The organism is Aeromonas sp. SER, from assembly GCF_038739615.1.
GTDB lineage: Bacteria > Pseudomonadota > Gammaproteobacteria > Enterobacterales > Aeromonadaceae > Aeromonas > Aeromonas jandaei.
Map to the genome: position 1 here is coordinate 128,360 of NZ_JBCGFC010000001.1, position 14,000 is coordinate 142,359.

Here is a 14,000-nt window from a genome sequence, read left to right on the forward strand (position 1 = left end):
CGCTCTGCCAGTGCAGAGGAACTGGCAAGGCAGGCAAAGAAAACGGCGACCAGATGGTCGCCGTTTTTTATTGCTTCGTTTGCTGCATCTTATGGCATGCAGACCGGGCAGAAGGCGTAGGTGCCTTGCGGGTCGTTGAAGCGGGTCAACGGGTCGAGAGAGCGGTTCACCTCGCTCAGCGCCTTGCCAAAGCCGGCCGGCAGCCAGCTCTGCAGCTGCGGGGCGAGCACGCGGGCGCTGCTGTCAAACAGCTGGCGCAGGAACTTGTCCTTGGTGGACTCCTCCTGCTCGATGGGGGTCACCTGCCACTCCTTGAGGTTGGCCAGCTCGGCGGCGGCCTTGATGGCGTCATTGAGGTTGCCGAACTCATCCACCAGACCGAGCTCCTTGGCGTCCTCGCCAGTCCAGACCCGACCTTCAGCCGCTTTCTCCGCCTCTTCCGGGCTCAGGCCGCGGCCCTTGCTCACCAGACCGACGAAGCGCTGGTAGGTATCCTCGACGTTCAGCTGGATCGCCTGACCGACATGTTCCGGCAAGGCGCGGGTCAGGCCGACGCCGACATAATCGGTGGTGCCGACGCCGTCAGTGTGCACGCCGTACTGGGAGAGCGCCTTGTCGATGGTGGCGAACATGCCGAACACCCCGATGGAGCCGGTGAGAGTGGTCGGTGAGGCGAAGATTTTGTCCGCATCGGCAGAGATCCAGTAGCCACCGGAGGCGGCGTAGCTGCCCATGGAGACGACTACCGGCTTGCCCGCCTGTTTCAGGGCCAGCAGCTCGGCGCGGATCTGCTCGGCGGCGAAGGCGCTGCCGCCCGGGCTGTCGACCCGCAGGACCACGGCTTTCACCTTGTCATCGCGGCGAGCATCGGCCAGCAGGTCGGAGAGGGTATCGCCGCCGATGGTGCCGGCAGGCTGGACGCCATCCATGATGGCGCCGCTGGCGACCACCAGACCGACTTCATCCTTGCCGCTCTGGGGATACTGATCCGGGATGGCAGCCAGATACTCTTTCAGGCCAACCCCTTTCCAGCCGTGGTCATCGCTCTCGCCCACTTCCTTGATGACCGCCTGGGTCATCTCGTCGCGGGTCGCCAGCTGATCCACCAGCCCGTTGTCGAGGGCGTAGTTGGCGGCGTTGCCACCGGCCTTGCGCAGCAGCTCGAGGAAGCGATCCTTGCCCGGTGCCACGGCGTCCGGTTCGATTTCGCGCTGCTCGGCTACATCGGCCACATAGGATTGCCACAGCTGATCCAGCCAGCGCTGGTTTGCCTCCTTGCTCTCGGGGGACATCTCGTCGCGGGTATAGGGCTCGACGAAGGATTTGTAGGTGCCGACCTTGAACACGTGCGGGGTGATGTTGAGCTTCTCCAGCGCCGACTTGAAGTAGGTCTGGTAGACGCCGAGCCCCTCTATCACCACGGCGCCGCTCTGGTTGAGCAGCACGTGATCGGCATGGGCGGCCAGCAGGTATTGGCCCTGGCTGTAGAAGTCGGCCATGGCGATAACCGGTTTGCCGCTCTCCTTGAACTCGTCGATGGCGGCAGTCACCTCCTGCAGCTTGGAGAAGCTGGTGCCCTGCAGCCCTTGCGGTTTGATCACCAGCGCCTTGATGCGATCGTCATCCTTGGCGCTGCGAATGGCCCACAGCAGGTCGGAGAGGAGGATCTCGCTCGGCTGCTCGTCGCTGTTGTCCATCTGGCGCAGCAGTTGCGAGGTGGGATCGGTCGTGCTGCGCTGTTCCACCAGTACGCCGTTGAGGTTGAGGGTCAGAGCGCCTTCGATGGGCGTCTCCGGAGCCTCTTTCTGGCCAACGCTGTAGACGATGACCAGCACCAGTGCGAGAAACAGCAGATTGACCAGCATCAGCCGGGTGAAATTGAGCAGGCGCCACAGCGTGCGGAACAGCCAACCCAGACCTTTGAAGATAGACATAGTCGAGTTATCGCCCTGTTAATGGGTTAAAGAGGGCTCATTATTAACCAGTTGGCCCCTCAATTGCCATTTCCTGCAAAGAGTTACCGCTTAACTTCGTTCAGGGCACGGCTGTTCGCTGAAAAATCATCCAAACAATTGTTTGAAAAAGCATTTTCGATTCTTTACTCTAGTTGCAGTTTGATAACAAAAAATTAACTGGAGGCGTCGTGAGTCGTTACCCAACCCTGCTGACCCCGCTCGATCTCGGCTTCACCCAGCTGCGCAACCGCGTCTTGATGGGATCCATGCATACCGGCCTTGAAGAGGAGAAGGGCGGTTTTGACAAGCTGGCCGCCTTCTACGCCGAGCGCGCCCGCGGCGGCGTCGGTCTTATCGTCACCGGCGGCATTGCCCCCAACCTGCGTGGACGGCTGGTGCCTCACGGCTCCCAGCTGAGCTTTCCCTGGCAGGTAAGCAAGCACAAGAAGGTGACCAGTGCCGTGCATAAGGAGGGGGGCAAGATAGCGCTGCAGATCCTCCATGCGGGCCGCTACGCCTACCATCCGTTCAGTCTGGCGCCAAGCTCCCTCAAGGCGCCCATCTCCCCCTTCAAGCCGCGCGCCATGAGCGAGCGGCAGATCCGCGGCACCATCCGCGACTTCGCTGCCACCGCAGCACTGGCCAAGGCGGCCGGTTATGACGGGGTTGAGGTGATGGGTTCGGAAGGCTATCTCATCAACCAGTTCATCTGCGAGCGCACCAACCAGCGCAGCGATGGCTGGGGTGGCAGCTTCGAGAAGCGGATGCGCTTCCCGGTGGAAATTGTCCGCGCCATCCGCGAGCGGGTCGGCACTGACTTCATCATTATCTTCCGCCTCTCCATGCTCGATCTGGTGGAGCAGGGCTCGACTCTGGAAGAGGTGATTGCCCTTGGCAAAGCGCTGGAGGCGGTGGGGGTGACCCTCATCAACACCGGTATCGGCTGGCATGAGGCGCGCATTCCCACCATCGCCACCAGCGTGCCGCGCGGCGCTTTCAGCTGGGTCACTGCCGAGCTGAAAAAACACCTCAAGGTACCGCTTATCACTACTAACCGGATCAACACTCCCGAGGTGGCCGAGCGCATTCTGGCAGGCGGCGAGGCGGACATGGTCTCCATGGCGCGCCCCTTCCTGGCTGACCCGGAATTTGTCATCAAGGCCGCCGAGGACAGGGCGGACGAGATCAACACCTGCATCGCCTGCAATCAGGCTTGCCTCGACCATGTGTTCAAGCAGAAGCGGGCCTCCTGCCTGGTCAATCCTCGTGCCTGTTTCGAAACCGAATTGACGTTTGGCCGCGTGCCGCAGCCCAAGAAGCTGGCAGTGGTGGGGGCGGGCCCCGCAGGGCTGGCCTTTGCCTGCTACGCTGCCGAGCGCGGCCATCAGGTGAGCCTGTTCGATCAGGCGAGCGAGATTGGCGGCCAGTTCAACTTCGCCAAGCAGATCCCGGGCAAGGAGGAGTTTCACGAAACCCTGCGCTATTTCGCCAAGCGGCTCGAGAAGTGCGGCGTCGAGCTCTACCTCGGTCAGCGCCAGAGTGCCGAGAGCCTGCTCGGCGGCGGCTTTGACGAGGTGATCCTCGCCACCGGTATCCGCCCGCGTACTCCCAATATCCCGGGGATCGAGCATCCCAAAGTATTGAACTACCTCGATGTATTGCGGGATCACAAGCCGGTCGGCCAGAAGGTGGCGGTGATCGGCGCTGGTGGCATCGGCTTTGATGTTGCTGAGTATCTGGTCGAGAAGAAGGTGGAGATGGATGCCGAGGGGCATCGTGATCACTGGCTCAAGGAGTGGGGTATCGACAAGCATCTCGGCGAGCGCGGTGGCCTCACCACCCCTGAAATCGATGCGCCAGAGCGCCAGATCTGGCTGCTCCAGCGCAAGGAGAGCAAGGTGGGCGACGGCCTTGGCAAAACCACCGGCTGGATCCACCGTACCGTGCTCAAGAACCGCAAGGTGCAGATGCTCTCCGGCGTGCAGTACCTGCGCATCGATGACGACGGGCTTCATATTCAGGTGGGTGACAAGCAGCAGTGTCTGCCGGTGGATCAGGTGATCATCTGCGCCGGACAAGAGCCCCTCAAGGAGCTGCAGGCCGGTCTGCAGGCCGCAGGCAAGCCGGTGCATATCATAGGTGGTGCCGATGTGGCTGCCGAGCTGGATGCCAAGCGGGCGATCAGACAGGGCGCCGAACTGGCGGCGGTCATCTAATCTCTCCCCGCCATCATGAAGGAGATAAACCCCTGAGCCTCAGGGGTTTTCTTCATTCGGCGCTGTGCTAAGGTAGCGCCATCATTGCCCAAGAAGGAATTGCCCATGGATGCCCTCACCCTGCTGCTCAACCGCCACTCCTGTGGCCGTCTCGCCGATCCCGCTCCTGCTGGCGAGGTGCTCGACAATATTTTGAAGGCGGGGCTGCGCGCGCCGGATCACGGCACCCTGACTCCCTGGCAGTTCATTCTGTTTGAAGGGGAAGGCCGCGAGCGGCTGGGCAAGCTGCTGGCCGAGGCGGCCCGTGCTCGTGGCGAGGATGAAGAGAGCATCAAGAAGTGCAGCGAGGCGCCGCTGCGGGCACCGCTGGTCATCGCGGTGGCAACCCGTTATCAGGAGCACCCCAAGGTGCCGAAGCTGGAGCAGGAGCTCTCGGCCGGTTGCGCCGTGATGGCGATGCAGATGGCGGCACAGGCGCAGGGTTTCAACGGCATCTGGCGCTCCGGCTGGTTTATCTTCGACGAGCAGATCAACAAGGGGTTGGGACTGGCGGCAGAAGATCAGCTGGTGGGCTTCCTCTACCTCGGCACCCCCATGCTGGAAGCGCGCAAGCTGCGTGAACTGCCTATCGAGCAGTTTGTCCGCCACTTCTAGGTTGCCCGGTAAATAGTCAAAAAGAGAAAGCCCCTCAGTGCAGGGGCTTTTTGTTTAACCGTGAATAGTAACCAGAGTGGTGGGAGAAAATAAACGGCTCCAAGGGGGTCGGCGAGGCGTAGCAGGTAATTATTTAAATAGTGAGATACACCTCTCAATCCTGGTGTATTTCGCTATGTAAAACGTTTTCGCGTCTATTAATATCCCTCTTGCCAGTTTAGAAGGGCACTCCTTCTAATTTTTCTGCGATGAGAGTCGCAATTCCGTAGCACCTTTTTAAACAGCCCAACGTCTTCGTGACATTGGGCTTTATTTTTTATGGGGTTATGCGTCTGCTGACACGGGCCGCGTATGGTTGCAGTGATGCGTCAGCTGGTTCGTTCCACTCTCCTGGCTGGATTGCCCGCCACTCTGGCGCCTGCCGGCACATCCTTGGTGACCACGGCTCCGGCGCCGACAATTGCCTCCCGTCCTATGGTGACCCCGGGCAGCAGGATGGCCCCACCACCGATCCAGACCTTGTCTTCTATGGTGATGGGCAGCGCCTTCTCGACCCCTTTCACCCGTTCATCGGCCTCCTGTGAGTGGGCAGCGGTATAGATCTGCACGTTTGGCCCGATCATCACCTCTGCCCCGATACGGATGGGGGCGTTGTCCAGCAGGGTGGCACCCATGTTGATGTAGCTGTTTTTGCCAAGGTGGATGTGGCGGCCATAGGTGCAGTAGAGGGGCGGACAGATAAAGGCTCCCTCTGCCAGCTCGCCGACCAGCTCCTGCAACAGCGCCCGTTGTGCATCCTCTTCCTCTGCCCGATTGAAACGGCGGTAGCGTGCCGCCGCCTCGCGCCGTATCGCCATCAATTCCGGGTCGATGCAGTTATAGGGCTGGCTGCTGATCATCTTCTGATATTCGTTCATGGAGCCTCCTTACGGTTGGATAGGAGATGGTAAAGCGTTGTGGAGCAATGAAGCGTGAAGAGCTTCCCAGAGTGGGGACCTAGTGAGAATAGTTTGTCGGAAAGAATCAGGGCCCCCGAACGGGAGCCCTGATGGCATGAGGTTGTCGCCAAAGCTGACGCTTAGCCGTGCTTGCGGCCGGAGAGGCGGCACCACTCCTCCTTGACGGCGGTCGGGTCCATCTCGAACCACTGGCCGTAGATGGTTTCCAGCTCCGGAGCCTGACTTTCCAGCACGCCGGAGAGGGCCATCAGGCTGCCCGCTTTGCCGTGGCCGGCGATCAGCGGTGCCAGTTCGCGCAGCGGGCCGGCCAGAATGTTGGCGACTACCACGTCCGCTTCGACGTCTTGTGGCTGGTCGGCCGGCAGATAGAGTTCAATCTGGTCAGCGACGCCGTTGCGTGCGGCGTTGTCGCGGCTGGCCTGAATCGCTTGCGGGTCGATGTCGATACCGATAACGCGGGCGGCACCCAGTTTCAGGGCGGCAATGCCGAGGATGCCGGAGCCGCAGCCAAAGTCGACCACGGTTTTACCGGCCAGATCCAGCCCGTCCAGCCACTGCAGGCAGAGAGCGGTGGTGGGGTGGGTACCGGTACCGAAGGCCAGACCCGGATCCAGCATCACGTTGACCGCATCGGGGTTCGGCACATCGCGCCAGCTCGGGCAGATCCAGAGGCGTTCGCCAAACTGCATGGGGTGGAAGTGATCCATCCACTCGCGCACCCAATCCTTGTCTTCCAGCTGTTCGACCTTGTAGCCGACGTTTTCGCCGAAGATCTGCTGGAAGAAGGCGATGGTGGGGGCCGGATCGGTTTCGGCATCGAACAGACCCATTACTTCGGTCTCGCCCCAGAGCGGGGTTTCACCGGGCATGGGTTCATAGACGGGCACATCCTTGGCATCCATAAAGGTCACCGCCTGGGCACCACGCCCCAGCAGCATGTTGCTCACCTTGTCTGCGGTCTTGGCAGTGGCGTTGATTCGAATTTGTATCCAGGGCATGGCGTCGACTCTTCATAAATGTGAAACCGCGCGATTCTATCATCATGGGCGTGTGCTGTCGTGGTTTGCCCATGACGTGGAGGGATATGGGGGCTTTTGCCGGATTGGCACGGTTCCTGTATTGCACTATGCAGGCGAAGACGACCGGTTTTCGCTGAACGCTTTGCTCAAGTTCCGTCATTTTTCATAGCCACCGTCAGGTGGCATTTTTTTGGCTCAAAGATGGGAAGTTGCAAGGCAACCGGCATAGTTGGCACGCCAGCTGCAAAAGTTTGATGTCCTGCTGAAGGATATGTGTGTGATTGTTACCCCAATGTTCAGGTATTTAGGGCCATCCCGGCGGGATGGCCCTCTTTTATGGGGTTTTTATGGTGGTTCAGCGTGGTGACTGTCTGGCTCTCTGGTTGCTGCGTCCCCTGTTGGGGCGTGGCACTGGTGAGTTCACACCATGATGGTGCAGCAATTACCCACAAGGGATTAGCGGGAGAAGCCGCTCATGTCGATCACCAGCTTGCCCACCATGCGACCCGCCTCTACCTCGGCATGGGCCTGTGCCAGTGAGGTCGGGGTCAGGGCCGGCAGGGTTTTGGTCAGGGTGCTCTTCAGTACGCCCTGATCAACCAGATTGGCAACCTGTGTCAGCAGCTTGTGCTGTTCGATCATGTCCGGGGTCTGGAACAGGGATCGGGTGAACATGAACTCCTGGCTGAAGGTGACGCTCTTGCTCTTGAGCAGGGAGAGATCCCAGGGCTCTTTGGACTCGGCGATGGTGCAGATATGGCCAAACGGGCGGATCAACCCCGCCATGGTGGCCCAGTGCTCGGCGGTGGCATTGGTGCAGAAGATGGCATCGACCTGAGTAATGCCAAGGGCGGTCAACTCCTCCTGTAGCTTGTGATGGTTCACGACCTGATGGGCGCCCATCTCGAGGCACCACTCACGGGTTTCGGGGCGGGAAGCGGTAGCAATCACCTCCATGCCGGTGAGCTGGCGGGCGAGTTGGATGGCGATGGAGCCCACCCCGCCAGCTCCACCGATGATCAGCAGCTTGCCACGGCTCTCGCGGGTGAGGCCAAAGCGGTCGAACAGGGTCTCCCAAGCGGTGATGGCGGTGAGCGGCAGAGCGGCTGCCTCCACGTCGCTCAGACTGGTGGGGGCGAGGGCGGCGATGCGCTCATCCACCAGTTGCAGGGCGCTGTTGCTGCCGGGGCGGCTGATGTCGCCGGCATACCAGACCCGGTCGCCGGCCTTGAACAGGGTTACTTCGCTGCCGGTGGCGATCACTTCACCGACCGCATCCCAACCCAGCACGCGCGGGCTATTTTCGACCTTGGCCTTGGGGGCGCGCACCTTGGTGTCGACCGGATTGATGGAGGTGGCGGTGACCCGCACCAGCAGGTCCCGCGGGCCCGGCGTGGGGTCGGGCAGCTCGGCAGCGATAAAGCAGTCGGGATGGTCGCTCGGCAGATATTGAGTCAGGGCAATGGCTTTCATGGTTGTTCCTTTCAAATCGGTGTGTTCGGGATTGCCACTCACTCTAGTCTGGTTAATTATCCTGATTAAGATGGGTAATTGGTAAAGACTGTTTGAATATATGAACAATGTCGATCTGGAGTTGATGGGACTGTTTGCCACCGTGGTGGAGCAGGGGAGCTTTACCCGGGCTGCCGAGCTGATGGGGATGCCGAAATCGTCGGTGAGCCAGAAGATCTCGCGACTCGAAGCTCAGCTCGGCGTGCGGCTGCTGCAGCGCACCACCCGCAGGTTGAGCCTGACCCCGCAGGGGGAGGTCTATGTGGAGCATTGTCAGGGGCTGCTGACGCTGGCTCGCAGCGCCAATCTGGCGATGGCAAGGTTGCGCTCGGCCCCGGCAGGTCGGGTGCGGATCACCGCCCCCGAGGCGACCGGTACCCTGCTGCTTGGCCGGATCCTGGCCGAGTTTCGTGCGCTTTACCCCGAGGTGGTACTGGAGCTTACCCTGAGCGATGAGCAGCTTGATCTGGTGGGCGAGGGTTACGATCTGGCGCTGAGGGCAGCGCCGCTGAAAGACTCCAGCCTGATCTGCCGGCGTATCGGTCAGGTGCCGCGCCATCTGGTGGCGGCACCCGCCTATCTGGCGGCTCACGGCATGCCGCAGCAATTGAGCGATCTGGGACGATACGCCTGTCTGGTGCATTCGGCGCTGCCGCTCTGGCCGCTGCATGAGGGAGGCTGGCGGCCGCAGGGAGCCTGCATCAGCAACAGCCTGCTGGCGTTGCGGGAGTTGGCGATCAACGAAGGGGGGATTGCCTTGCTGCCCCATCATGTCTGCGAGGGGGATCTGGCGAGTGGCCGATTGCAGAAGGTGCTGCCGGAGCTCGCAGTGCCGCCCAACCCCTTCTATCTCATCTATCCGAGCCGGGAGCATCTCGCTCCCGCCTTGCGAACCCTGATGGACTTTGTGGCCGAACGGCTGCCATTTGCCTGAGTTGTTACCAGCTGCTCTGGCTGGCCGACTCCTGATTGGGCTTGAGACCGAGCGGCACCGATTGGCGCTCTGCCAGCATGCGGATCTGCCCCTCGATAAGCCCTGCGCTGGGGCCCAGAACCAGTACCAGCTGGTGGTCGTTGAGCACGATCCAGGAGAGGCAGCCCAGCTCCAGCAGACGGGATTGATCGACCCGGCTGATGTCGCGCACTCGCAGGCTGAGACGGGTCAGGCAGACGCTCATCGCCTGCAGGTTGTCCATGCCGCCCAATACCTTGAGGTACTGGATCGCCAGCATCTGCGGGTCGGTGGGTACCACGCTCGCAAGGCGCGGGTGCTCCTTGGCGATGGGCTTGCTCGGCATGCTGAGGGGGGCGCGCTCCAGCAGCTGATAAAAGAGCAGGGTGTAGGCGACGAAGAACAGGATACCGACCGGAATGATCCAGAAACTGTGCTCTCCCGCCTGATAGCTCAATACCAGATCCAGCAGGCCGGCGGAGAAGTAGCTGCCCACCTTGATGCCGAGCGCGCTGCAAACGGCGAGCGAGAGCCCCGTCATCAGGGCGTGAGCCAGAAACAGCCAGGGGGCGGTAAAGGCGAACAGAAATTCGATGGGTTCGGTGATCCCCACCAGCGCCGAGGTGAGCGCCAGAGTAAGCAGCAAGCCCCCCTGTGGCAGCCGTTGCATCCGCTGGCGGTGCAGCCAGATGGCGAAGCAGGCGCCCGGCAGGCCAAACATGATGATGGGGTAGAGGCCAGCCATATACCCCTCGTGCAACGGCTGGGCGGCAGCCAGTGCCTGCAGGTTGCTCTCGCCAAGCCCCACCACGCTGCCCAGCACCTGATGCAGGCCGAGCGGAATGAGCAGGCGGTTGAGGGTGCCAAAACAGAAGGCGCCGAAGGGGGTGGTGAGCAGATCCGAGGTGAGCAGGGTCAAGCCGCGCTCCAGCGGTGGCCAGAGTAGCGAGAGGGGAACTGCGAGCAGCAGGCAGACCAGCGCCGAAGCCAGCACGCTGGGAAACTCCCCTCTGGCCATCTGCAGCCAGCCGGGCAGCTTTTGCTGATGCACCCAGGGGTAGACAATCGCGGTGGTCAGCCCCGCCAGCAGACCGCAGATCATATCGGCGTGCAGGTTGGGGGCCAGCGTGTTGAACGCTGTGCTGAGCAGCAGAAAGTTGACCGCACCCGCCAGCGTTTGCCCGCCCAGCTCTTGTCGACTCAGGCCAAAGGCGATAGCTACTGCATAGATGAGCGGCATCTGGCTGAAGATCGCCTGCCCGGTGAGGGAGAGCACCGCCAGATCCAGTACATCCGGCTGCCCCAGCCGATAGATGAGGGCCGCCATCGGCAGGATAGAGACCGGCAGCAGCAAGGCATAACCGAGCCGCTGCAGGGAGTGGGTAATCAGTTGTCGAGTGGCTTTAACGGGCATACTGCGGCAATCTTTTGTGACTTGGCGCACAGTTTAACCGGAAACCACCCATTTGGGGATAGTTTTGGAACCCTTTATTTATCTTTTTGTTATTGCTACTCGAAAAGGGCCCGAACTTCCCTCGTGGGGGCGGCGGTGAACAGGCTGACCACCACGAAAATCACCAGTGCCAGCGCGAGGCTCGGCACGATGGCGTGCAGGCCGGCCAGCTTGATCTCCCACTGACTCAGAACCCCGTAGCTGACGATGCCGCTGACCATGCTGGCCAGTGCGCCGGGGCCGTTGGCCCGCGACCAGTAGAGGCCGAGCACCAGCGGCCAGAGGAATACAGCCTGCAAGCCACCGAAGGCGAGCAGGTTGAGCCAGATGATCATCTCTGGCGGCTGTAGTGCCGCGAGCAGCACCAGGGTGCCGAGGATCAGGGTACAGAGCAGGGAGAGGCGCGGGATGCGCACCTCCAGCTTCTCTTGTTTCGGGCTGAGGTAGTTGAGGTAGAGATCCTTCACCAGAGTGGCGGAGGCCTGGATCAGTTGGGAGTCGATGGTAGACATGATGGCCGCCATCGGTGCCGCCAGAAAAACCCCGGCCAGCCAGGGAGGCAGCACTTCCATCATCAGAGAGGGCATGATCTTGTCCGGACTGTCCATGCCGGGCAGGATGGCGCGCCCCAGAGCGCCGGCCAGATGCATGCCGAACATCAGCAGGGCACTCACCACAGTACCGATCAGGATGCCGCGATGGAGCGCCTTGCTGTCGCGATAGCCAAAGCAGCGCAGCGCCGAGTGGGGCAACCCCACCACTCCGACACAGACCAGGATCCAGAAACTCAGCATGAAGGGCTGGGTCAACATGTCGCCGGCCCCCTGCGGGCTCACCAGTTTGGGATCGATCACCTTGAGCTGGTGGATAAGGTTTGGCAGGCCGTCACCTGCGACCAGAATCCCCGCCAGCAACGCGCCGGTGCCGATCAGCATGATGATCCCCTGCAGGGCATCGGTCATCACCACGGCGCGAAAACCGCCGATGATGGTGTAGAGCAGCACGCAGCTGGCAAACAGCATCAGCCCCTGCTGGTAGGAGAGGCCGGTTGCGGTCTCCAGCAGACGGGCGCCACCGATAAACTGCACCACCATGGTGGCGATAAAGGCGAGGATGATGGTGACCGAACCCAGCACCACCACCGCCTTGCTCCGGTAGCGGGCCCACAGCATGTCGTTGATGGTCACCGCATTGACCCGGCGGGCGATGATGGCGAACTTCTTGCCCAGTACCCCCAGGGTCAGCCAGACGGTGGGCAGCTGGATCATCGCCAGCAACACCCAGCCCAGACCGATTTTGTAGGCCGCGCCCGGCCCGCCGATGAACGAGGAAGCCGAGGTGTAGGTCGCCACCAGCGTCATCGCCAGCACCAGCCCACCCATGCTGCGGTTGCCGATGAAGTACTCCTGCACGAAGTTGCCGCCGGCGCGGTGGCGGCTGGCCCAGAAACCGACCCCCAGCACCAGCACCAGATAGATGAAGAGCGGCAGCATCAACTCAAGATTCACGGGTGGGCTCCTTCTGCGGGCTGGCGTGGGTATCGAGCGGGATATCCACGAAGAGGCGATTGACCATCAGGGCGCAGAGGATGATGAAGATAAGTGGCATCACCATGCAGCTGAGCAGGAACCAGAGCGGGATGTCCCACAGCTCCAGATGGACTGGGATGAAATAGGCGGTGCCATACCAGGCAAAGAAGTAGAGCAGGGTCAGCAGCAGACAAAAAGCAGCTTCCCGGCGGGCGAGAGCGAAACGGTTCACCTTGGCCTCCGACAAATTTGAGGGGCGCAAGGATAACAAAAAAGGGCCATGTCGCCATGGCCCTTTTTCAGCAGAGGCTTCTTGCGAAGCCGCCTCCCGGTTGGATTGCGGATAAGCAGCGGGCTGCTATCCGGCCGGAAGTGATTGTTCTGCCTGCGAGATCTTACAGACCCAGCTTCTTGTGCAGGTAGTGGATATTGGTACCACCGTGCTGGAAGTTTTCGTCTTTCATGATCTCTTTTTGCAGCGGCACGTTGGTCTTGATGCCCTCGACCACCAGTTCGTCCAGCGCATGGCGCATGCGGGCGATGGCGATGTCACGATTCTCGCCGTAGCAGATCAGCTTGCCGATCATCGAATCGTAGTGGGGCGGAACCTTGTAACCGGCATAGATGTGGGAGTCCCAACGCACGCCCAGACCACCCGGAACGTGGAAGCTCTTGATCAGGCCCGGAGAGGGCATGAAAGTAGCCGGGTCTTCGGCGTTGATCCGGCACTCGATGGCGTGGCCATGGATGCGGATATCCTGCTGGGTGATCGACAGGGGCTGGCCAGCGGCGATGCGCAGCTGCTCCTTGATCAGATCGACACCAGTGACCATCTCGGTAACCGGATGTTCCACCTGAATACGGGTGTTCATCTCGATGAAGTAGAACTCGCCGTTTTCGTAGAGGAACTCGAAGGTGCCAGCACCGCGGTAGCCGATCTCGATACAGGCGCGTACGCAGCGCTCACCGATGAACTTGCGCATCTCGGCGGTGATGCCCGGAGCCGGAGCCTCTTCCACCACTTTCTGGTGACGTCGCTGCATGGAGCAGTCGCGCTCGCCCAGATAGATGGCATTGCCCTGACCGTCAGCCAGCACCTGGATCTCGATGTGGCGCGGATTCTCCAGGTACTTCTCCATGTAGACCATGTCGTTCTTGAAGAACTGGCCTGCTTCGGATTTGGTCAGCGCGATGGCGCCCGCCAGTTCCGCTTCGTTGCGCACTACGCGCATGCCGCGACCACCACCGCCCCCGGCGGCCTTGATGATCACCGGATAGCCGATGCGCTTGGCAATGGCTGCATTGCGTTTGGCGTCGTTGTCGACGGGGCCGTCAGAGCCCGGTACGCAAGGTACGCCAGCCTTCTTCATCGCCTCGATGGCGGAGACCTTGTCACCCATCAGGCGAATGGTCTCGGCGCGCGGGCCGATGAAGACGAAACCGGACTTCTCGACCATGTCGGCGAAGTCGGCGTTCTCGGAGAGGAAGCCGTAACCCGGGTGGATGGCAACGGCACCGGTTACCTCGGCCGCAGCGATGATCGCCGGCACGTTGAGGTAGGAGTCGGTACTGGCCGGCTTGCCGATACAGATGGATTCGTCGGCCAGCAGCACATGGATGAGCTCCCGGTCGGCGGTGGAGTGAACGGCCACTGTCTTGATCCCGAGCTCTTTACAGGCGCGCAGGATCCGCAGGGCAATTTCACCGCGGTTGGCGATGACTACTTTATCCAACATGGGTGGCGATATCCC

General features: G+C 61.3%; 11 protein-coding genes. 3 read left to right on the forward strand and 8 right to left on the reverse strand.

The window, feature by feature from the left end:
- Positions 1-89: 89 nt before the first annotated feature.
- Positions 90-1,934, reverse strand: coding sequence for a signal peptide peptidase SppA (gene sppA, locus AAHA41_RS00675; protein WP_323068504.1), 1,845 nt, complete (start codon positions 1,932-1,934; stop codon positions 90-92).
- Between the two features lie 209 nt (positions 1,935-2,143).
- On the opposite strand from sppA, the gene AAHA41_RS00680 reads away from it, so the two are divergent.
- Together AAHA41_RS00680 and AAHA41_RS00685 are read left to right on the forward strand one after the other, a co-directional pair.
- Positions 2,144-4,171, forward strand: coding sequence for an NADPH-dependent 2,4-dienoyl-CoA reductase (locus AAHA41_RS00680; RefSeq protein WP_323068505.1), 2,028 nt, complete (start codon positions 2,144-2,146; stop codon positions 4,169-4,171).
- A gap of 105 nt (positions 4,172-4,276) precedes the next feature.
- The gene (locus AAHA41_RS00685) at positions 4,277-4,825 is read left to right on the forward strand and encodes an NAD(P)H nitroreductase (protein ID WP_033114114.1); all 549 of its coding nucleotides are present in this window, start codon (positions 4,277-4,279) and stop codon (positions 4,823-4,825) included.
- A 368-nt stretch (positions 4,826-5,193) separates the two neighbouring features.
- Here the strand turns inward: AAHA41_RS00685 and AAHA41_RS00690 are convergent, their stop codons facing one another.
- The 3 genes from AAHA41_RS00690 to AAHA41_RS00700 form a co-directional block, all read right to left on the reverse strand.
- The gene (locus AAHA41_RS00690; protein ID WP_323068507.1) at positions 5,194-5,742 is read right to left on the reverse strand and encodes a sugar O-acetyltransferase; all 549 of its coding nucleotides are present in this window, start codon (positions 5,740-5,742) and stop codon (positions 5,194-5,196) included.
- Between the two features lie 161 nt (positions 5,743-5,903).
- Positions 5,904-6,782 (reverse strand): 50S ribosomal protein L11 methyltransferase, encoded by an 879-nt coding sequence (gene prmA, locus AAHA41_RS00695; protein WP_041207941.1) that lies wholly within the window; start codon positions 6,780-6,782, stop codon positions 5,904-5,906.
- Positions 6,783-7,259: 477 nt separating this feature from the next.
- Positions 7,260-8,276 (reverse strand): zinc-binding alcohol dehydrogenase family protein, encoded by a 1,017-nt coding sequence (locus AAHA41_RS00700; protein WP_323068509.1) that lies wholly within the window; start codon positions 8,274-8,276, stop codon positions 7,260-7,262.
- 100 nt (positions 8,277-8,376) lie between these two features.
- Here AAHA41_RS00700 and AAHA41_RS00705 point away from each other — a divergent pair, with 100 nt between their 5' ends.
- Positions 8,377-9,249: a LysR family transcriptional regulator gene (locus AAHA41_RS00705; RefSeq protein ID WP_323068510.1), complete on the forward strand. Its 873-nt coding sequence runs from the start codon at positions 8,377-8,379 to the stop codon at positions 9,247-9,249.
- 4 nt (positions 9,250-9,253) lie between these two features.
- Here the strand turns inward: AAHA41_RS00705 and AAHA41_RS00710 are convergent, their stop codons facing one another.
- The 4 genes from AAHA41_RS00710 to accC form a co-directional block, all read right to left on the reverse strand.
- Entirely contained in the window at positions 9,254-10,681 is a 1,428-nt protein-coding gene (locus tag AAHA41_RS00710) for a PTS transporter subunit EIIC (protein ID WP_041207944.1), read from the reverse strand.
- A 95-nt stretch (positions 10,682-10,776) separates the two neighbouring features.
- Positions 10,777-12,228, reverse strand: coding sequence for a sodium/pantothenate symporter (gene panF / locus AAHA41_RS00715; protein ID WP_043850097.1), 1,452 nt, complete (start codon positions 12,226-12,228; stop codon positions 10,777-10,779).
- Positions 12,218-12,481, reverse strand: coding sequence for a DUF997 family protein (locus tag AAHA41_RS00720; RefSeq protein WP_043850098.1), 264 nt, complete (start codon positions 12,479-12,481; stop codon positions 12,218-12,220). The genes panF and AAHA41_RS00720 overlap by 11 nt, the downstream gene beginning before the upstream one ends.
- A gap of 163 nt (positions 12,482-12,644) precedes the next feature.
- The gene (gene accC / locus AAHA41_RS00725) at positions 12,645-13,985 is read right to left on the reverse strand and encodes an acetyl-CoA carboxylase biotin carboxylase subunit (protein ID WP_033114123.1); all 1,341 of its coding nucleotides are present in this window, start codon (positions 13,983-13,985) and stop codon (positions 12,645-12,647) included.
- Positions 13,986-14,000: the final 15 nt, after the last annotated feature.

What these genes read in the sequence shown, in the direction of transcription:
- sppA (WP_323068504.1), bottom strand. Translation starts at nt 1,934, where the DNA reads ATGTCTATCTTCAAAGGTCTGGGTTGGCTGTTCCGCACGCTGTGGCGC.
- AAHA41_RS00685 (WP_033114114.1), top strand. Translation starts at nt 4,277, where the DNA reads ATGGATGCCCTCACCCTGCTGCTCAACCGCCACTCCTGTGGCCGTCTC.
- AAHA41_RS00690 (WP_323068507.1), bottom strand. Translation starts at nt 5,742, where the DNA reads ATGAACGAATATCAGAAGATGATCAGCAGCCAGCCCTATAACTGCATC.
- prmA (WP_041207941.1), bottom strand. Translation starts at nt 6,782, where the DNA reads ATGCCCTGGATACAAATTCGAATCAACGCCACTGCCAAGACCGCAGAC.
- AAHA41_RS00700 (WP_323068509.1), bottom strand. Translation starts at nt 8,276, where the DNA reads ATGAAAGCCATTGCCCTGACTCAATATCTGCCGAGCGACCATCCCGAC.
- AAHA41_RS00705 (WP_323068510.1), top strand. Translation starts at nt 8,377, where the DNA reads ATGAACAATGTCGATCTGGAGTTGATGGGACTGTTTGCCACCGTGGTG.
- AAHA41_RS00710 (WP_041207944.1), bottom strand. Translation starts at nt 10,681, where the DNA reads ATGCCCGTTAAAGCCACTCGACAACTGATTACCCACTCCCTGCAGCGG.
- accC (WP_033114123.1), bottom strand. Translation starts at nt 13,985, where the DNA reads ATGTTGGATAAAGTAGTCATCGCCAACCGCGGTGAAATTGCCCTGCGG.